General features: G+C 43.4%; 19 protein-coding genes and 1 other RNA gene. 16 read left to right on the top strand and 4 right to left on the bottom strand.

What is annotated here, in order from left to right; all coding sequences use genetic code 11:
- Nucleotides 1–39 precede the first annotated feature (39 nt).
- Genes rnr through Tfer_RS06585 form a run of 3 tightly spaced genes read left to right on the top strand, consistent with a single transcriptional unit; the run spans nt 40 to nt 4,499 of the window.
- Entirely contained in the window at nt 40–2,187 is a 2,148-nt protein-coding gene (rnr, locus tag Tfer_RS06595) for a ribonuclease R (RefSeq protein ID WP_052217438.1), read from the top strand.
- 33 nt (nt 2,188–2,220) lie between these two features.
- Nucleotides 2,221–2,769, top strand: a complete 549-nt coding sequence (locus Tfer_RS06590; protein WP_052217436.1) for a helix-turn-helix domain-containing protein — start codon at nt 2,221–2,223, stop codon at nt 2,767–2,769.
- A 56-nt stretch (nt 2,770–2,825) separates the two neighbouring features.
- Nucleotides 2,826–4,499 carry an AMP-binding protein gene (locus Tfer_RS06585; protein ID WP_052217433.1) on the top strand — a complete coding sequence of 558 codons (1,674 nt, stop codon included), beginning with the start codon at nt 2,826–2,828 and terminating at the stop codon, nt 4,497–4,499.
- Nucleotides 4,500–4,721: 222 nt separating this feature from the next.
- On the opposite strand, the gene Tfer_RS17285 is transcribed toward Tfer_RS06585, so the two are convergent.
- Nucleotides 4,722–4,808, bottom strand: a complete 87-nt coding sequence (locus Tfer_RS17285) for a putative holin-like toxin (RefSeq protein ID WP_427916556.1) — start codon at nt 4,806–4,808, stop codon at nt 4,722–4,724.
- Between the two features lie 194 nt (nt 4,809–5,002).
- On the opposite strand from Tfer_RS17285, the gene smpB reads away from it, so the two are divergent.
- The 11 genes from smpB (at nt 5,003) to Tfer_RS06535 (ending at nt 14,590) form a co-directional block, all read left to right on the top strand.
- Nucleotides 5,003–5,461 carry an SsrA-binding protein SmpB gene (gene smpB, locus Tfer_RS06580; RefSeq protein ID WP_052217512.1) on the top strand — a complete coding sequence of 153 codons (459 nt, stop codon included), beginning with the start codon at nt 5,003–5,005 and terminating at the stop codon, nt 5,459–5,461.
- 129 nt (nt 5,462–5,590) lie between these two features.
- Nucleotides 5,591–5,950: a four helix bundle protein gene (locus Tfer_RS06575; protein WP_083436827.1), complete on the top strand. Its 360-nt coding sequence runs from the start codon at nt 5,591–5,593 to the stop codon at nt 5,948–5,950.
- A 140-nt stretch (nt 5,951–6,090) separates the two neighbouring features.
- Nucleotides 6,091–6,438: a transfer-messenger RNA gene (gene ssrA, locus Tfer_RS15955) on the top strand.
- 307 nt (nt 6,439–6,745) lie between these two features.
- Complete coding sequence (locus Tfer_RS06570) at nt 6,746–7,741, top strand: ABC transporter substrate-binding protein (protein WP_200901015.1); 996 nt, start codon at nt 6,746–6,748, stop codon at nt 7,739–7,741.
- A gap of 23 nt (nt 7,742–7,764) precedes the next feature.
- Complete coding sequence (locus tag Tfer_RS06565; RefSeq protein ID WP_052217431.1) at nt 7,765–8,670, top strand: ABC transporter permease; 906 nt, start codon at nt 7,765–7,767, stop codon at nt 8,668–8,670.
- Nucleotides 8,640–9,461: an ABC transporter ATP-binding protein gene (locus tag Tfer_RS06560; RefSeq protein WP_427916555.1), complete on the top strand. Its 822-nt coding sequence runs from the start codon at nt 8,640–8,642 to the stop codon at nt 9,459–9,461. Before Tfer_RS06565 ends, Tfer_RS06560 begins: the two co-directional genes overlap by 31 nt.
- 125 nt (nt 9,462–9,586) lie before the next feature.
- Entirely contained in the window at nt 9,587–10,072 is a 486-nt protein-coding gene (locus Tfer_RS06555) for a DUF4342 domain-containing protein (protein ID WP_052217429.1), read from the top strand.
- A 186-nt stretch (nt 10,073–10,258) separates the two neighbouring features.
- Nucleotides 10,259–10,942, top strand: coding sequence for a response regulator transcription factor (locus Tfer_RS06550; RefSeq protein ID WP_052217428.1), 684 nt, complete (start codon nt 10,259–10,261; stop codon nt 10,940–10,942).
- A complete protein-coding gene (locus Tfer_RS16885) occupies nt 10,935–12,401 on the top strand; it encodes a sensor histidine kinase (protein ID WP_052217426.1) in 1,467 nt (488 codons plus the stop codon). The genes Tfer_RS06550 and Tfer_RS16885 overlap by 8 nt, the downstream gene beginning before the upstream one ends.
- Nucleotides 12,402–12,528: 127 nt before the next feature.
- Nucleotides 12,529–12,987 carry a MarR family winged helix-turn-helix transcriptional regulator gene (locus Tfer_RS06540; RefSeq protein WP_052217424.1) on the top strand — a complete coding sequence of 153 codons (459 nt, stop codon included), beginning with the start codon at nt 12,529–12,531 and terminating at the stop codon, nt 12,985–12,987.
- Entirely contained in the window at nt 12,977–14,590 is a 1,614-nt protein-coding gene (locus tag Tfer_RS06535; RefSeq protein WP_052217422.1) for an MDR family MFS transporter, read from the top strand. The genes Tfer_RS06540 and Tfer_RS06535 overlap by 11 nt, the downstream gene beginning before the upstream one ends.
- Here the strand turns inward: Tfer_RS06535 and cdaS are convergent.
- Nucleotides 14,587–15,267: a sporulation-specific diadenylate cyclase CdaS gene (cdaS, locus tag Tfer_RS06530; protein WP_052217419.1), complete on the bottom strand. Its 681-nt coding sequence runs from the start codon at nt 15,265–15,267 to the stop codon at nt 14,587–14,589. The two genes, Tfer_RS06535 and cdaS, sit on opposite strands and share 4 nt — an antisense overlap.
- Before the next feature lie 281 nt (nt 15,268–15,548).
- Between cdaS and Tfer_RS06525 the strand changes: the two genes are divergently transcribed.
- Nucleotides 15,549–16,571, top strand: a complete 1,023-nt coding sequence (locus tag Tfer_RS06525) for a sensor domain-containing diguanylate cyclase (RefSeq protein ID WP_052217417.1) — start codon at nt 15,549–15,551, stop codon at nt 16,569–16,571.
- Nucleotides 16,572–16,650: 79 nt separating this feature from the next.
- Here the strand turns inward: Tfer_RS06525 and Tfer_RS06520 are convergent, their stop codons facing one another.
- Both Tfer_RS06520 and Tfer_RS06515 read right to left on the bottom strand, forming a co-directional pair.
- Nucleotides 16,651–16,845: a hypothetical protein gene (locus tag Tfer_RS06520; protein WP_013121505.1), complete on the bottom strand. Its 195-nt coding sequence runs from the start codon at nt 16,843–16,845 to the stop codon at nt 16,651–16,653.
- 7 nt (nt 16,846–16,852) lie between these two features.
- Nucleotides 16,853–17,116 (bottom strand): hypothetical protein, encoded by a 264-nt coding sequence (locus tag Tfer_RS06515; protein WP_052217415.1) that lies wholly within the window; start codon nt 17,114–17,116, stop codon nt 16,853–16,855.
- A gap of 244 nt (nt 17,117–17,360) precedes the next feature.
- Here Tfer_RS06515 and Tfer_RS06510 point away from each other — a divergent pair, with 244 nt between their 5' ends.
- On the top strand, nt 17,361–17,642 hold the full coding sequence (locus Tfer_RS06510) for a MerR family transcriptional regulator (protein ID WP_052217413.1): 282 nt from the start codon (nt 17,361–17,363) through the stop codon (nt 17,640–17,642).
- Nucleotides 17,643–17,704: the final 62 nt, after the last annotated feature.

The following is a 17,704-nucleotide window of genomic DNA, read 5'->3' as shown; positions in this document are numbered from 1 at the left end:
AGTAACATATATACCAGGTATAATTAAGGTGGGTGAAATATGTTGGATAGAATTGAAACAGACCTGGAGGAATTAATATTAAGCCATATGCGGAGGGCTGCTTATAAGCCTCTAACGGCAGAAGAACTGCTCAAAGCTTTAAACCTTGAGCCCAATCCTGAGTTTTTTGAAAAGTTGGCGGAACTGGAAAAACAGGGTAAGATCGTGCAAACCCGTAAACTACGTTACGGGGTGCCGGAGAAACTTAATCTGGTGGTTGGGCGGATACAGGGGCATCCGAATGGGTTCGCTTTTATCATCCCTGACCGTGCCGGAGAAGAGGATGTTTTTGTAAGTCCGGCCAATTTAAACGGGGCCATGCATAACGATCGGGTTATCGCCCGTATTACAAGTAAAGGCGATTTAGGGGTTCGCCGGGAAGGTGAGGTTATCCGGATACTGGAACGGGCCAATACCCTTGTGGTGGGGACATATTCCAGTTCGAAGCACTTTGGTTTTGTTATTCCCGATGAAACACGGATCAGCCAGGATTTTTTCATTGCCAGGGGCAATGAACACGGGGCCCGTTCAGGCGACAAAGTGGTTATTCGCGTAACCCAATGGCCGCAGTATAGGATGAACCCGGAAGGGGAAGTTGTACAGATCATAGGCCGCAAGGGCGCGCCGGGCATAGACATGGAATCAATAATCTGGAAACATAAACTGCCCAGGGAGTTTCCACCCGATGTGGAGCGGCAATTAAAAGATATACCCGATGAAGTACGGCCTGAAGACATGCAGGGCCGGGAAGATTTGCGGAACCTGCTGATGGTAACTATTGACGGTGAAGATGCCAAAGACCTTGATGATGCCGTCAGCCTGGAAATGCTACCTGACGGATTGTTCAGACTGGGAGTGCATATTGCTGATGTGGGACATTATGTTCCTTTGCGCACCCCTCTGGATAAGGAGGCTTACAAGAGAGCTACCAGTGTGTACCTGGTGGACAGGGTAATACCCATGCTGCCCCCAAAGCTTTCCAACGGTATCTGCAGCCTGAATCCCCGGGTAGACCGGCTGGCCTTGTCTGTTATGATGGATATAGATGAAGAAGGAAATGTGAGAAGACATCAAATTTATGAATCCGTTATTAATTCCAACGAACGGATGACTTATACCGATGTGAAAAGGATGCTTGTCGATAAAGATGAAGAATTATTAAGGCGGTACCATTACCTGGTGCAAATGCTTCAGAACATGGAGCGTCTTTGCCGGATATTGCGGGCGCGCCGGTTGAAAAGAGGGGCTATAGACTTTGATATTCCTGAAGCCAAAGTCATCCTTGACGACCGTGGGAGACCGTTGGAAATAAAGAAGGCGGAAAGGTCTATAGCTGACCGGATTATCGAGGAATTTATGCTGGTGGCCAATGAAACTGTGGCCGAGGCCATGTTTTGGATGGAAATCCCTTTTGTGTACAGGGTTCACGAGGAGCCGGCAGAAGAAAAGCTGGTGCAGCTTCAAAAATTTCTGGCTACCTTCGGTTACGGTCTAAAAGGCATTAATAAAATTCACCCCAGGGCCTTACAAAAAATTGTTGAACAGGTAAAAGGCCGGCCGGAGGAAAGGGTCATCAATACGGTAATGCTCAGAACTATGAAACAGGCCCGTTACAGCGAAGAGAACCTGGGCCATTTCGGATTGGCGGCAAAGTATTACTGCCATTTCACTTCGCCTATCCGCCGGTACCCGGATTTGGTGATTCACCGGATTATTAAAAGTATTCTCAAAAGTGGCAGTTTACCTCAAAAGGAACTGGACCGGTTGAAGAAGTTTGTGCCTGCTGCCGCTGTTCAGTCTTCTGAACGGGAACGGGCCGCCATGGAAGCGGAGCGGGAAAGTGCGGACCTGAAAAAGGTAGAATTCATGCTGGATAAGGTGGGGCAGGTTTTTGAGGGTATTATTTCCAGTGTCACTTCTTTCGGCCTGTTCGTAGAACTGGATAACCTGGTGGAAGGGTTGGTACATATAACCACCCTGACGGACGATTTCTATGAGTACGATGAGGAAAATTACCGATTGGTGGGGCAACATACCCGCAAGATATACCGGATCGGCGATCAGGTCAGGGTCAGGGTTGAACGGGTTAACCCTGATGAGCGGCAGGTGGATTTTGAATTGGTGGACGGCGGAGGGCCCAATTTTTAGAAACAAAATATAAATGCAAGGGAGTGGAGAGTAATGCGTGACAAAGTGAAAGATGTTGCCAACAGAATCAAAGGGTTAAGGCTGTTAGCCGGCTTTTCCGAGGAACAAATGGCTGCATGGTTGAGTATTTCCAAAGACAGTTATATCAGGTACGAAAATGGGGAAGACGATATCCCTATAAGTATCATTTATGAAATTGCCAACATACATGGGGTAGATTTAACTGATATCCTTACGGGTGTTTCGCCTAAACTCCATGAAGTTTGCTATGTCAAGAAAGGAGAAGGGCTGAGTGTTGAACGGCTGGATGAGTATGAATTTGAAGACCTGGCCTATAAATATGCCAACAGAAAAATTGAGCCCCTCCTTGTGACATTGGACCCGAAAAACAACCCGGAGCTTGTAATACATCAGGGGCAAGAGTTTAATTATTGTTTGGAAGGGAAGATGAAGGTTATTATCGGAGATAAAGAATATGAGTTAAATCCGGGTGACGCTTTGTATTTCAATCCGGCCAAACCGCATAAAATGGTTGCGCTTGACGGCAAACCGGCCAAGTTTTTGACTGTGATAATACTATAAAAAAGTTTAACCGGATTTTATTTTACAATATGATGAATTAGTGGGAGAGAGTTAATATGTCACTGCTTGAAAAATATGTGAGCCAGAAGGAGTTTTCGTCATACGAAGATTTTTGCGCAAATTTTAAAATCAATGTACCGGAGAATTTTAATTTTGCCTACGACATAATTGATGAATACGCGAAAACCGAACCTTCGCAAATGGCGCTGGTGTGGTGTGATGATAAGGGCAATGAACGTTTCTTTACTTTTGCGGATTTAAAATACTGGTCTGATAAGACGGCCAATTTTTTTGCTTCGGAGGGTATTGAAAAAGGCGATAAAGTCATGTTTATTCTGCGCCGCCGTTATGAATTTTATTTTTGCGCTCTGGCTCTGGCCAAGATTGGAGCGGTTTACATTCCGGCCACATTCCAGCTTACTGCCAAGGACATTGCTTACCGTAACAATGCTGCCAACATAAAAATGATTGTGGCCTACAATCAACGGGATATAATTGAGCATGTAGAAGGAGCCATGGAACAGTCACCGACACTGGAGAAACTGGTATTGGTAGATGGCCGCCGGGAAGGATGGCTTAATTTCGAGGAAGAGGTTGCGCGGGCTTCCGAGAAATGGGAAAGGCCCACGGGGGAAAATGACACACAAAATGACGACCTTATGATAATATACTTCACGTCAGGGACAACCAGTCTGCCGAAAATGGCAGCCCATACGTTTACCTATCCGCTGGGGCATATTGTAACGGCCAAATACTGGCAGCGGGTAGAAGACGGTGGCCTCCACCTGACCGTGGCTGATTCCGGCTGGGCCAAGTTTGGCTGGGGTAAGATGTACGGACAGTGGATTTGCGGGGCAGTTCAGTTTGTTTATGATATGAACAAGTTTGTGCCCAAAACCCTGCTGGAGAAGATGGAAAAGTACCGGCTGACCACTTTTTGTGCCCCGCCGACCGTTTACCGGTTCTTGCTCCAGGAAAACCTAAAAAACTACGACCTTACATCAATAAAACACTGTTCCACGGCCGGCGAACCACTGAATCCGGAGGTTTATGAACGTTTTTACAGAGAAACGGGGCTCAGGATTTTCGATGGTTTCGGCCAGTCAGAAACCACTGTTTTGGTGGCTAATTTTGAATGGTTTGAGACCCGCCCCGGGTCTATGGGTAAGCCTAACCCGGCCTATGACATTGATATAGTGGATGAAGAAGGCAATTCCTGCCCCGCCGGTGTGGAAGGAGAGCTTGTTATAAAGTGTGATTCCGGCAGGCCCGTTGGCCTTTTCAAGGGTTATTACGGAGATGAAGAAGCCAATGCCAAAGCCTGGCGCCACAATATGTACCATACCGGCGACGTGGTCTATAAGGATGAGGACGGGTATTTCTGGTTTGTGGGGAGAAACGACGACGTTATTAAGGCATCTGGCTACCGCATCAGTCCCTTTGAGGTGGAAAGTGCCCTGATTGAGCACCCCGCAGTTGTGGAATGTGCCGTGACGGGCGCGCCTGACAGTATCCGCGGCATCGTCGTCAAAGCTACGGTGGTCCTGGCCAAAGGGTGCGAACCGTCCGATGAACTGAAGAAAGAGCTGCAGGAGCATGTAAAAAAAGTAACTGCACCGTATAAATACCCCCGAATAATAGAATTTGTTGAAGAACTGCCCAAGACCATAAGCGGCAAAATCCGCCGGGCGCAAATTAGGAAAGAGGACCAGGAGAAATATAATGGGTAGTGGCCAGTGGTCAGTCATCATTGGAAAATATTTATTAGCTTATGATTTATGAGTGGGTGATGGGTACTTCCTTGCCTTTTTGCTTTTTTTGTGTATAATAGAGAGTAGATACTTGATAAAATGATCAGAACCGGGTGTGGGGACACCCGGTTGGTACAACCACCGCCGAAGTGGGCGGTCATAGTGTAAGCATGAAAAAAGTAGCTTACTTGTCAGGGCAGGCTACTTTTTTCGTTGTGAAGCAGCGATTATAGAAACAACTAATGTTGCGAAAGATATCATCAAGGTTAATGCTTCGAATACTCGCATAATCATCACCCCCTTTCGTAGGGGTAATGACCGCCCACCCTGCGCCTATTTGGTTGTACCTTGGAACATTATACCATGTTTTTGCACATTTGCAAACGCATGTTCGCGATTGGCTGCCCCTTGACAGGGGGCTTTAATGTGCTATAATGTTTATACGTCTCTTAAAGGGGTTATTATTTGAACAGGTGATTCTCATGGCTGGTGTAAAAGAGATAGAGAACCGCAAAGCCCGGCATGATTACCATATTGAAGAGATATATGAGGCCGGCATTGAATTAAAGGGCACGGAAGTGAAGTCCCTGCGGGCCGGTAAGGCCAATCTCAAGGACAGCTTTGCCCTGGTTAGAAACGGCGAGGTTTTTGTGCATAATATGCATATAAGTCTCTATGAACAGGGCAACCGTTTTAACCACGAACCTACCAGGGTGCGGAAGCTTCTTTTACACAGGCATGAGATCAACAAACTTATTGGCGCCACCAAACAGAAAGGGCTTACTCTGGTGCCGCTGAAAATTTACTTTAAAAACGGCAGGGCAAAAATGGCCTTGGCCCTGGCAAGGGGCAAGAAGCTCTACGACAAACGCGATGACATGGCCGCTCGCGATGCTAAACGCGAGATTGAAAAAGCCTTCCGGGAGAGGCAGAAATATTAATTGACAATTGACAATGGACAATTGACAATTATAGAAACAATTTGTTTGCAACAAATTGTTTGGCATTTAGTTTTTATAATTGACAATTATAAAAGAAGTGGAGATTCATTTGTGGTTGAGAATATAATAATGGTGAAAAGCTTTGAGTTTGCTGTTAGTATTGTGAAGCTATATCAATATTTGTGCAGCTCAAAGAAGGAATACGTTTTAGCGAAACAGTTATTGAGGTCGGGAACAAGCATAGGAGCAAATGTTAAGGAAGCTGTGAATGCTCAAAGTAGAAAAGATTTTATTTCAAAAATGAATATAGCATTAAAAGAAGCAAATGAATGCGAATACTGGATAGAATTGCTTATAAGAACTGACTATCTTTCTGAAACCGAAGGCTTGACAATTTTAAATGATTGTAGAGAGATAAACAAAATTCTTAGCTCCATAGTCAAAACAAGTAAGAAAAGACAATTGATACAAAAGATAATTGATGATTAAGAATTGACAATTGACAATTATGGAGACAATTTTTTTGTAAAACAAATTGTTGACATTAGAAGTAGCGGGGAATTTGCTTTAGGCGATTTTATTAATTAATTGTCAATTTTCAATTGTCAATTGTCAATTAATTAAACCTTGGGGGTGTAATGGTTTCGACGGGGGATGAATAGGCACAAGTAGCGAGCCGGGGTTCCATCAGCCCGTAATACGGTGGACTTAAAATTAAACGCAGAAGAAAATTACGCTTTAGCTGCCTAATGCAGCTAACCTCTAACCCTCTGTGCTCTGGGTGAGGGATTAGGGGTCAACCTACAGAGCTGGCTTAACTCCAATTCTCGGAGGAGTTAGGCGAGATTTATCGAGATAGTTTCACAGGAGCCTGCCGGTGGGCGCCTGGGGAGCGAAATTAAATCACCAGGCTGCGCTCGGAGAAGCTTGTGTGGGTTCTCTTCCGGACAGGGGTTCGACTCCCCTCACCTCCACCAAATGTGACAGTAATCCCTGGTTCTAATGAAATAAGACCAGGGTTTGTTGTTTCATCAGAGGTTGATTCAAATCCACAGAAAACGTTAATATTGACAGTTAAGCTAATTAATTTTAAAATGAAAATAAAAAATGCGTAGGACGGTAGCACTGTAGGGAAGGTTGGGGCACTCTACAAGAGTGTTTTTTAGTTTTATGAGTATGTATTATATAAACCATACCTACATATGCAGTGTTCCCGGGAAAAAGCGGAACCTGTGTTTTGGCAGGCTGAGCTTTTCTATAGTAAAGAATCGGAGGGAATAAAAGGTGAAGAAATTAATTACTCTGAGTATGGTTTTGTTGCTTTTGGCTGGACTTGTTGGTTGTGGCAGCAATCAACCTGCCGCCACAAAGGACAAGGGCAGTGGCAAGGCTCTTCAAGTGGGGATTATCCAGATTGTAGAACATCCCGCGCTGGATGCTGCCAGGGAAGGCTTTTTGGAGACCCTTAAGAAAAACGGTTATGAGGAAGGAAAGAATCTGGTTGTCAACTACCAAAATGCTCAGGGCGACGCGAATAATTTACAGCCTATCGCTCAAAAACTGGCTTCGGAAAAACCTGATTTAATTTTGGCCATTGCTACTCCTTCAGCTCAGGCGGTGGCTGGCGCTACCAAGGACATTCCAATTTTGATTACCGCCGTGACTGACCCCGTGGGCGCTAAGCTTGTAAACAGTTTGCAAAAACCGGGTACTAACGTTACCGGCACTACCGACATGAACCCGATCAAAGAACAGCTTGAATTACTTAAACAACTTGTGCCCGGAGCAAAGAATATTGGAGTAATTTACAATGCCGGAGAACAAAACTCACAGACCCAGGTGAAAAAGGTTAAAGAGCTTGCTTCCGGTTTGGGACTTGAAGTTACTGAGGCTACAGTGACAAGTACAGCAGAAGTTATGCAGGCGACACAGTCCTTGGTTGGTAAGGTACAGGCTATCTATGTACCGACTGACAATATGGTTGTTTCTGCCGCGAATTCGGTGGTTCAGGTTGCTGATCAGAACAAAATACCGATAATTTCAGGAGAAAGTAGTGTTGTGGAAAAAGGTGCTTTGGCGACAATAGGTATTGACTACAAAAAGCTTGGCGAACAGACCGGTGAAATGGCCATAAGAATAATTAACGGAGAAAAACCGCAAGATATGCCTGTGGAAAGCCAGAAGGAATTCAGCATTGTTATCAACAAAAAAAATGCGGATAAAATTGGGGTGACAATTCCCGAAGAGGTGCTCGGCAAAGCCGCAAAGGTAATTAAGTAGTATAATGTAAATGAGGTGTTTTTATGTCCTGGCAGGTTGTGTCAGGTACCCTGGAACTGGGCTTAATGTATGCGATTATGGTTGTCGGGGTTTACTTGACTTTTCGCGTTCTTAATTATGCTGATTTATCTGTTGATGGCAGCTTCACTTTAGGGGCTGCCATTGCAGCTACTTTAATATTTCGTGGGTATAACCCCTGGTTATCGGTTATTATTGCTTTTTTCGGGGGATGTCTGGCCGGAATATTTACCGGGGTGCTGCATACTAAATTTAACATTACTCCACTATTATCAGGTATCCTTACCATGACTGCGCTGTACTCTGTAAACTTAAGGGTTATGGGTCAGCCCAATATTTCTCTCCTCGGCACCAGAACCATTATTACCGATTTTGCAAAAATACCATATGTTGAAAACTATTCAACACTGATTTTATGTTTGGTAACCCTTATTATAATCGGTTTGATCATTTACCGTTTTCTCCTCACCGAGTTTGGCCTGGCCCTGAGAGCTACCGGTGATAATGAATTGATGATTAAGAGTCAGGGAGTAAACACAGACCTGATGAAAATTATCGGACTTGCCTTGTCGAATGGCCTGGTTGCTTTTGCGGGCAGCTATGTGGCCCAGTATCAACAATTTGCGGATGCCAGTATGGGGATAGGGATAATTATTGCCGGCCTGGCTTCCGTTATTATTGGTGAAGTACTGATAGGAACATCTTCGGTGGGCCGTACAATTGTTGCTGTTGTGTGTGGTGGCGTTATTTACAGAATTATAATAGCGATTGTTCTGCAGTTGGGTTTAGCCCCCACTGACCTTAAACTGATAACAGCTTTTATTGTAATAGTTGCTCTGGTTACACCTAGCATGAAGAACAAGTTTTTGGCTAATGGCTTATGGTCTCCGCGGAAAGGAGGAGCACCGTGATAACCATTCATAATGTGACCAAGGTATTCAATAAGGGTACAGTTAATGAAAAGATAGCGCTGAATCAGGTCAATCTGGAACTTTCCCCCGGGGACTTTGTGACTGTGATTGGAAGTAATGGCGCCGGTAAATCTACTCTGCTTAACGCTGTGGCCGGTAATTTTGAGATAGACAGTGGAGAAATCTATATTGAAGACAAAAACATAACAAACCTTCCCCAATATAAAAGGGCCCAATTCATAAGCCGTGTTTTTCAGGACCCTATGCTTGGGACAGCCGGATCAATGAATATCGAAGAAAATATGGTTATGGCCCTTCGAAGAGGCAGTAGGCTGCGTTTGCGCAAAGCCATTTCTTATAAAGAACGCACTTTCTTTCGCGAAGAATTAAGGAAACTGGGGTTAGGTTTAGAAGACAGGTTAACGACTCGGGTCAGTCTTCTTTCCGGGGGCCAAAGACAGGCGCTTACCCTACTAATGGCTACTTTACAGAATCCCAAGTTACTCCTGCTGGATGAACATACTGCCGCTTTGGATCCCAAAACAGCTGAAAAGGTTTTGGATTTAACTTGCCGTGTTGCCGATAACCCACGTTTGACGACCCTCATGATTACCCATAATTTACATCATGCTTTAAGTGTAGGTAACAGAACCATAATGATGCATGAGGGACGTGTTATTCTTGACATTAAGGGTGAAAAACGGGCTAATATCACCATTGAACACTTATTGGGGATGTTTGAAGAAGCGAGCGGAGCTAAAATTGAAAACGATAGAATGCTCCTGGCCTGAAAAAGGCTCGCCATTTCCTTCCGGGTATTTTCTAATCAAATTTTAATCTTCCTCTAAACCTTCTATAATTGTTCGCATCTATACTTAAACCGTAGTAAATGATTTATTTTTGGAGGGGATAAAAAATGTCAGTCAGTCTGGAACAAATCGATATGTTAAAAGAAAGGGCCAATATTAGCTATGCAGAGGCCAAGGAAGCATTGGAAAAATGCAATAACGATATTGTGGAGGCTCTGATTGCTCTCGAAAAAGAAAACAAGGTAAAGGCTTATAAGGTAGAGACAGTGGAAAGCGAATCCAAATACTGGACTGCGGCGAAAAAGCTTTTGAAGGCAACGGGTAAACTCATTAAAAAGGGCAATGAAACTAAGTTTGTGGTTAAAAAAGCCGAAAAAACAGTGGTTGACCTGCCTGTGAACGCTGTTGTTTTGACCACGGTGATTGCGCCGCCTATTGCGGTTCTCGGCGTTGCAGGCGCATTAGTCACTAATCACAAGATTAAGTTTATTAAACCTGATGGAGAAGATGCGAGCATCAATAAGACCATTGACAAAATTTCAAAAGCCGTAACCAATGTGGGTAATCAGGTGGCTGAAACCATTAACAGTTAATTTACAATAGGAACAGAAAAATAGTTTTTTAAAAGGGTTATTAATTAAATCTGAATATGTTGTCTATCAATGAGGGCAAGATGTTGTTTTGCTCTCATTTTAATTTACATTGCTACCTGACCCTTTGCAATGTAAAATATAATTGAACAAGGAAGTTACCTTGATTTAAAGGAGTTACTGAAGGACATGGCCGGTGAAAAAATATTAATAATTGAGGACGAAGTAAAGATAGCCCGTTTTCTGGAATTGGAACTGAAATACGAGGGGTATATGGTTGAACAGGAGAATGACGGCAGAAGCGGCCTGGAAAGAGCTACTGGGGGTAAATTTGATTTAATAATTCTGGATGTAATGCTTCCCTCTCTCAATGGTATGGAGGTGTTGAGACGTTTACGGCAGGTTTCCGAAACGCCGGTCATAATGCTCACTGCTAAGGACGAGGTAACGGATAAGGTCATGGGGCTTGACATCGGCGCCGATGACTATATGACCAAACCTTTTGCTATTGAAGAGTTGCTGGCCCGGATCAGGGCGGTCCTTAAAAGAAGGAAACCGGCCAATCACAAAAGAGATATAATTACCGCGGGAGACTTAAAAGTAAACCTGGAACAGCATTCAGTGTGTTTTAATAAAGAACCGGTGGACCTTACGAAAAAAGAATACGACCTGTTATGTTATCTGGTTCAAAATAAAAATATGGTCCTCACAAGGGATAAAATTCTGGAAACGGTATGGGGTTACGATTATTACGGTGATACCAATGTGGTGGATGTGTATATAAGGTACTTACGAAGCAAAATAGATGACAGGTTTAATACTAAGCTTATCCATACTGTAAGGGGAGTAGGTTATATAATTAAAGATGAATAATAGAAGACGCTTTGGAAAGCTCATTAAATTAATAACCTCCCTAGTTGTCCACAGCCTGAAAATAACTACCACCTTTGGTTTTTACTTGTTAGGCAAAATTTTTAAGGGTATTGGAAAACGGCTGAAGTTCTCTATTACATTTAAAACTGCTACTATCTACACCTTAATATTTTCTACAGTACTTTTCGTTTTCAGTTTAATAATTGTCTCTGCATTTACCGGATTTCTTTTTCACGAGTCCAAGAGCTCCCTTGATAAAAGCGCCAGGTTCACAAAGGCTTCTATTAATGATAACCTGGATATACCTGAAGAACAGATTAAACGGTACGCTGATGTTGAAGGCGTAAGTATTACTATTTTTAACAGTCAACGGGATGTTATTTATACCACTGAGCAGGACCCTGATAATGTGACTTTTAATGAAGCCAGGGATCTTTCCGGAATAACGGTTAACTTTGATCAAATCAGCTTAAACAAAGAGGTTAAAATAGGGGGTAACCCCTATTTTCTTCAGGTTTCGCGCTCTATAGCCAGGGAAGTATTTTATATGACCATACTACTGGCTTGTATATTGGCGAGTTTTATGTTGGCTATCCTGTTGACAGTAATCGTAGGGTCAAGGACCCTTCGAAGAATGCTAAGGCCTATTGATAATATGATAAACACCGCCAGATCTATTTCTGCCCAGGACCTGGACACCCGCCTAAATGTGGTAAACTCCCATGACGAACTTAAGGAACTGGCCGAAACCTTTAATGAAATGCTGGACAGGATTCAGGCTTCTTATGAGCAGCAAAACCGGTTTGTTTCTGACGCTTCCCATGAATTGCGGACCCCTATTTCAGTTATACAAGGCTATGCAAACCTGTTAAACCGTTGGGGCAAAGACGATAAAGCAGTACTGGAAGAATCTATAAGCGCCATCAAAAATGAAGCGGATAATATGAAGGACTTGGTGGAAAAACTACTGTTTTTGGCCCGGGCTGATAAAAATACGCAAAACGTTGTCAAGACATCTTTCTTTTTAAACGAATTGGTGGAAGAAGTGCTTAAGGAAACCAGATTAATTGATACCGAACACACAATTACCTGTGCTACCAATGAAGTTGTCAATGTTATTGCCGACAGGGGTCTTATTAAACAGGCCTTGAGAATATTTTTGGACAACAGCCTTAAATTTACCCCGCCTAACGGAACAATCAGTGTCAATAGTTATTTAAAAGATAAAAGAGTAAAACTTGTTATAGAAGATAACGGTATAGGTATTCCAGAAGAGGATTTACCTTATATATTTGACCGTTTTTATAAATGTGACAAATCAAGAACCAGGGAAAGCGGAGGCGCCGGTTTAGGATTATCCATAGCTAAATGGATCATAGAAAAGCATAATGGTGCCATTGATGTGGAAAGTGCCGTTGGTAAGGGAACCAAAGTCATTATTACCATGCCGCTTCAATAAAACTGCCCGGTTTTACGTTGCCCAAAACCATAATGCATATTTTAACAGTTGACATTTTATTTTATTTAATAAATAATTTAGTATATAAAACATTTAGTTAGTAAAAAATGAGGTGGCAAAAAATATAATGGATGAAAAAAACTATCTCGCCCAGGAATTGGCCCGTACCATTGCCCAATTTAAGCGGCTGGGCCGCCCGCCTGGTTCTTCGCATGGAATCAGGCCAAGTGAGTTCATGTTACTGGTTACTCTGACACAGTGCCCGGGCGCTGATTCCGAAGGGCTCAAGGTATCTGATCTAAGTGCACGGATGCAGATTACTCCGGCCGGTGTTACGCACATGATTAATGCTTTGGAGGATGGTGGATATGTGGAGCGCCTGGCGGACCCCACCGATAGGCGGGTTGTTTTGGTGAAACCGACAGCCAGGGCAAAACAGTTTATCGAAGATATGAACGCGAAATTTCTTGAGGATTTAAAAGGCCTGGTCGGTTTTTTGGGCGAGCAGGACAGCAAGGAACTGATCAGGCTTCTGTCTTTGGCGCTAACTTATTTTAAAGAAAGGCGAGAACGAAATGCAGAATAATTCTAAACGCAAGATTTTACTTATCGGATTGTTTTTGGGTATGTTTTTTTCTTCCCTGGACCAAACCATTGTCGGAACGGCTATGCCCAGGATTATCGGTGAATTGGGCGGCTTGAGCATTATGACCTGGGTGACTACCGCATATATGTTAAGTTCTACAACTATTGTGCCCATTGCCGGCAAGCTGGCTGACCTGTTTGGCCGCCGGTGGGTGTATGTTTCCGGGCTCTCCATATTTATGCTGGGTTCCGCCCTATGCGGAACCAGCCAGAACATGACCCAGCTTATAATTTTCCGGGGACTGCAGGGTATCGGCGGGGGTATTATGATGCCCATGGCCATGACTATTGTCGGGGACGTCTTCCCGCCTGACAAGCGTGGCAAATGGCAGGGTGTCATGGGAGCTATATTTGGGCTTTCATCTATAGTGGGGCCGACAATCGGCGGCTGGATAGTTGATAACAGTTCCTGGCAGTGGGTATTTTACATCAACCTGCCCGTGGGTATACTTGCCGCCATTACTATATTTATTGGACTGGTTGGCGAAAAACGCCTGAAAGACAATGTGGTTATCGATTACGCGGGGGCAGCAACCCTTGTAATAGGTGTTGTCAGTCTTCTACTGGCTTTAAGCCTTGGCGGAAAAGACTTTCCCTGGGGTTCATGGCAGATTATCGGTTTGTTCGGTATCTCCTTTGTGTTTTTGCTGGCCTTTATACGGGTGGAAAGAAAAGCGGAAGAACCTATTCTGAGTTTGGATTTGTTCAGAAACAGGGTTTTTACGGTAACCAATATTATTGGCTTTTTAATGGGGTTAGGAATGTTCGGGTCGATTATGTTCCTGCCGTTGTTCCTGCAGGGGGTAATCGGGGTTAGCGCCACAAGTTCCGGTAACACAATGATTCCCATGATGTTCTCCATGATGTTGACCAGTATTCTGGGCGGGCAACTGATAACTAAAGTACCTTTTCGTTCCATGTTTGTCGCCGGGATGTGTTTCATGGCTGCTGCTTTTTACCTGCTAAGCACGATGACAGTGCACACAACTCAACTGGTGGCAATTTCATATATTGTTGTGCTGGGTGTTGGGATTGGCCTGATTATGCCGACTCTGACCATTGCGGTACAAAATGCCTTTCCACCGGAGCAGCGTGGTGTAGTTACTTCTTCAAGCCAGTTTTTCCGCAGCATTGGCGGTACCCTTGGGGTGACAATATTGGGAGTTGTTATGAATAACCGATCCATCGCTCTGCTCCAAAAAGATTTCTTTCCTATAATTCGGAGCATTCCGGGATTACAGGCGGGACCTGTGGGAAGCATATTGGCCAGGGCCCGGTCTAATCCTCAGGGCTTATTTAATGTATTGTTGAGTCCGGAGACCCTGCAAAGAATTCCCGGGCAACTGCAGCAGGTTTTGCTCCCAACTCTTAAAACTGCGTTGGCCCAATCTCTCCATACGGTTTTCCTGGTGGCTATGGGTATAGCCCTTGCGGGAATAGTGATGAGCCTGTTGGTGGGTAATGAAAAAATAGAGAAAAAAGAGACCGGCGAGGCCATGGGAAGAGGAACGGAAAATAAAACCGCTGATGGACGAGTTTATTAACCTTGCTTTGAATCAGCATGGTTTACTTCCGATTGCTGTAATTTGGTACACAATTGAACATCAATCGGATGAAGAACGCCGTCTTTGGCAAAGGAAATTTGCCCCGTTTCTTCGGAAACAACTATTACCAGGGCATCGGTTCGCTCGCTGAGGCCCAGAGCAGCACGGTGGCGGGTTCCAATTTTATGCCTTTCACTGGTATATTTTTGGGCAGATAACGGCAGGACACATCCCGCCGCAACAATCTGCCCTTTTCTAATGATTACCGCGCCGTCGTGTAAAGGGTTGCCGGGATAGAAAATTGACTGCAGCAGGGGTGCGGAAATCTTGGCCCCGATGAGAATTCCGGTCATGCTGCAGGTACCGATCAGGGAATCGAGCATGTCATTTTTTTCCACTACTATTAATGCTCCGTGGCCCTTCTCAGATAAGGAGGCCACGGCTTTGGCTATCTCGTCCAGTTCTTCCACGTAGGGCATTAACGATGACTGAAAGTGGTAATAAGAAATCAGGCCTTCCAGTTTACCGGCTGCCTCCCTAATACTCTTTATTTCACAAAGCATACAGCCCTGCTGTCCATTCATTATTTTCATAACCTCTTCTACCCGCTGCCGGATTTCCTCTAATTTTTTCCGGAGATCTTTCCGTAAATTGGTTTGTAATTGGCATTGTTCCATTTAAAATCCCCACTCAGATTTAAATCTATGCTCTTATAGTATTACACCAATTATTTGCCGATATTTACGCCATTTTAAAAACAATCTTTAGGGAAGAAGAGCAGAGCAATTTATACCCGCCTGGGGTAATTTGGCTTAGTTATGGTTTAGGTGAATTTAAAACAAAAAAATTTCCTTTTGAAGCAAAAACTGATTCAGAGTTATTTGTTCTTGTTATACTAAACTAAAAGTCAAGTGAAAGACCTTTTTACGGAAATTTCTTTTTAATGGAGATGTCTACAATGTTCACATTAGCGCCTTCGAATGACGGAAAGGAAATTAAGTCTGACCCTAAATTGTTTTACTTACATGAATTTGCGTTACTGCTCTACTCCAACCATGACATAAGGCGGCTGCTGCGTTACGGCGCGGAGAAGATTCAGGAGATTATGGGTTCTGACGGCTGTCATATCCTTTTGACAAAGCAGGACGGGGAAAAATTTAAATTGGAGACAGCAATACATTGTGATAAAAAACCTTTTCCTGTCGGAGTAGATGAGACCAAGGGTATCAGCGGATTAACATTTAAAACAAAGCAAATAATTATAGTAACCAATGCCGAGCAGGACTCCAGGGTTACTAAAAAAATGCAGCAGCATTTCGGTCCCAAATCCCTGATTTCGGTGCCTATATTGGTAAGGGAACGGGTCATAGGGGTATTGTTGGTATACAGCCAGTATCCAAGCCAGTATACTTACCGTGATGGAGAATTTTTAATGATGCTGGGCAATCATCTGGGTTTGGCGGTAGAGAAAGCAAGTTTGATTAGGAGTTTGGAGGAAGCAGCGATTTTAGATCCTTTAACAGGCGCTTATAATTACCGCTTTTTCAGGAGCGAATTGGAATGCCTCGTTAAAGACCAGGCGGACAAGCCTCTTTCATTGATAATGCTTGACCTGAATTGTTTTAAACAAGTGAATGATACTTATGGTCATCTTGCCGGAGATTACATATTAAAGGAAATTGCCTCTCTTTTTAAAAGAAATGTTCGCAACAATGATATTGTCTTCCGTAACGGCGGCGATGAGTTTGCCATTATTCTGCCTGGAGCTGATGAGGAAGAAACAAAAAGAATCGCGGCAAGAATTGAACAGGCGGTGGCCCAACATACCTTTGTTTATGGTAGGCGCCATATCAAAATTTCCGTATCCTGGGGTGCCATAACAACCCGCTGCCGCAGCCAAAATCATATCAACAAAATTATATCTATTGTAGATAAAAGGTTATACGAAATGAAAAGAAAGACCCACTGCCGTATCAGTTAAATTATAAACAGCCAAATTACCGGTTTGGTGGAACCCCGCTGGCCTTTTGGTTCTTCCGGTAATTTAGCTGTTTTTTCCACTATGGGCGATCACCTCTGGCCATGATCAGATGAGCCGCTTTTTCCTGCGATTTGGCAGCGGATTCCGCGGCTTGGTGTATCAGTTTGCGTAAGGTGGAATCCATTATCTCCGTTTCCATTAAAGAATAAGCTAGCACTGCCATTCTGGTATCCTTTTCGTAATCCTGCAGCATATCCATATCGGAAAAATTCATGGTTCAATCACTCCTCGGTCATACTTTCATAATATTTTTGCAGGGTGTGTTTTGCTTTGTATAACATATCTGCTTCATCCTGGAAAAATTGCGCTATTTGCTGATCAGAGCAATTTCCTGCATAAAATTCACATTTGCGGGCAGCAACCTCAGTTTCACTGATTATTTTGGTAAGATAGGCGCCTTCTTTTATTCTTTGCGTGGTGGTCGGGTCAAGTTCCCTGACTTTGGGCTGCATGTTGTTGATTGCTTTAAACAGGTTCAGCAGCATAAAGTAGCCTCCTTTTTTTATATTTTTTAATTAATTTGTTCTTTTTTCTGCAAAATTATGAATTTATTTACCTAAAAATCTACATGCATTAATGCATATAATATGTCTAAACTATATAATAAATATTGCATAATTAAGGTAATAAAAAATGCCGTGATTGTGTAATAATATTGACATAATATATGTTATATAATATAATTTTGAATTGACAGAAAATATACGCGACATAAAGGAGGTGTGCTAATTGGTTGCTCACGTTTCTTCGAACGAAGGGGTATACCAGATCAGTATTGCGGCTCACCTCGCCGGTGTCAACATGAGAACGTTAAGGCAGTGGGAAGAAGCCGGTCTCATTAAGCCAAGCAGAACACAGGGTAACACGAGGCTTTATTCATCTGATGATATTGATATAATTAAAAGAATCAAATTCTTGGTGGAAGAAAAGGGTGTTAACTTACCGGGAGTTAAATTAATTATCCAGTTGGAGGATAAATACGGCAGAGATATCACCGGTTCAGTGAAATAACAGAAGGCAAGTACAGGGCAATAAATAAATAAAGAATAAATTGGCCATGATAAAAAAGTACT

Source organism: Thermincola ferriacetica (assembly GCF_001263415.1).
GTDB lineage: Bacteria > Bacillota > Thermincolia > Thermincolales > Thermincolaceae > Thermincola > Thermincola ferriacetica.
The sequence above is the reverse complement of the archived record's forward strand: the minus strand, read 5'-3'. Positions and strand labels throughout refer to the sequence as shown.

Coding starts and splice junctions, on each gene's coding strand:
- rnr (WP_052217438.1), top strand. CDS start 40: ATGTTGGATAGAATTGAAACAGACCTGGAGGAATTAATATTAAGCCAT.
- Tfer_RS06590 (WP_052217436.1), top strand. CDS start 2,221: ATGCGTGACAAAGTGAAAGATGTTGCCAACAGAATCAAAGGGTTAAGG.
- Tfer_RS06585 (WP_052217433.1), top strand. CDS start 2,826: ATGTCACTGCTTGAAAAATATGTGAGCCAGAAGGAGTTTTCGTCATAC.
- Tfer_RS17285 (WP_427916556.1), bottom strand. CDS start 4,808: ATGCGAGTATTCGAAGCATTAACCTTGATGATATCTTTCGCAACATTA.
- smpB (WP_052217512.1), top strand. CDS start 5,003: ATGGCTGGTGTAAAAGAGATAGAGAACCGCAAAGCCCGGCATGATTAC.
- Tfer_RS06575 (WP_083436827.1), top strand. CDS start 5,591: ATGGTGAAAAGCTTTGAGTTTGCTGTTAGTATTGTGAAGCTATATCAA.
- Tfer_RS06565 (WP_052217431.1), top strand. CDS start 7,765: ATGTCCTGGCAGGTTGTGTCAGGTACCCTGGAACTGGGCTTAATGTAT.
- Tfer_RS06560 (WP_427916555.1), top strand. CDS start 8,640: ATGGTCTCCGCGGAAAGGAGGAGCACCGTGATAACCATTCATAATGTG.
- Tfer_RS06555 (WP_052217429.1), top strand. CDS start 9,587: ATGTCAGTCAGTCTGGAACAAATCGATATGTTAAAAGAAAGGGCCAAT.
- Tfer_RS06550 (WP_052217428.1), top strand. CDS start 10,259: ATGGCCGGTGAAAAAATATTAATAATTGAGGACGAAGTAAAGATAGCC.
- Tfer_RS16885 (WP_052217426.1), top strand. CDS start 10,935: ATGAATAATAGAAGACGCTTTGGAAAGCTCATTAAATTAATAACCTCC.
- Tfer_RS06540 (WP_052217424.1), top strand. CDS start 12,529: ATGGATGAAAAAAACTATCTCGCCCAGGAATTGGCCCGTACCATTGCC.
- Tfer_RS06535 (WP_052217422.1), top strand. CDS start 12,977: ATGCAGAATAATTCTAAACGCAAGATTTTACTTATCGGATTGTTTTTG.
- cdaS (WP_052217419.1), bottom strand. CDS start 15,267: ATGGAACAATGCCAATTACAAACCAATTTACGGAAAGATCTCCGGAAA.
- Tfer_RS06525 (WP_052217417.1), top strand. CDS start 15,549: ATGTTCACATTAGCGCCTTCGAATGACGGAAAGGAAATTAAGTCTGAC.
- Tfer_RS06520 (WP_013121505.1), bottom strand. CDS start 16,845: ATGAATTTTTCCGATATGGATATGCTGCAGGATTACGAAAAGGATACC.
- Tfer_RS06515 (WP_052217415.1), bottom strand. CDS start 17,116: ATGCTGCTGAACCTGTTTAAAGCAATCAACAACATGCAGCCCAAAGTC.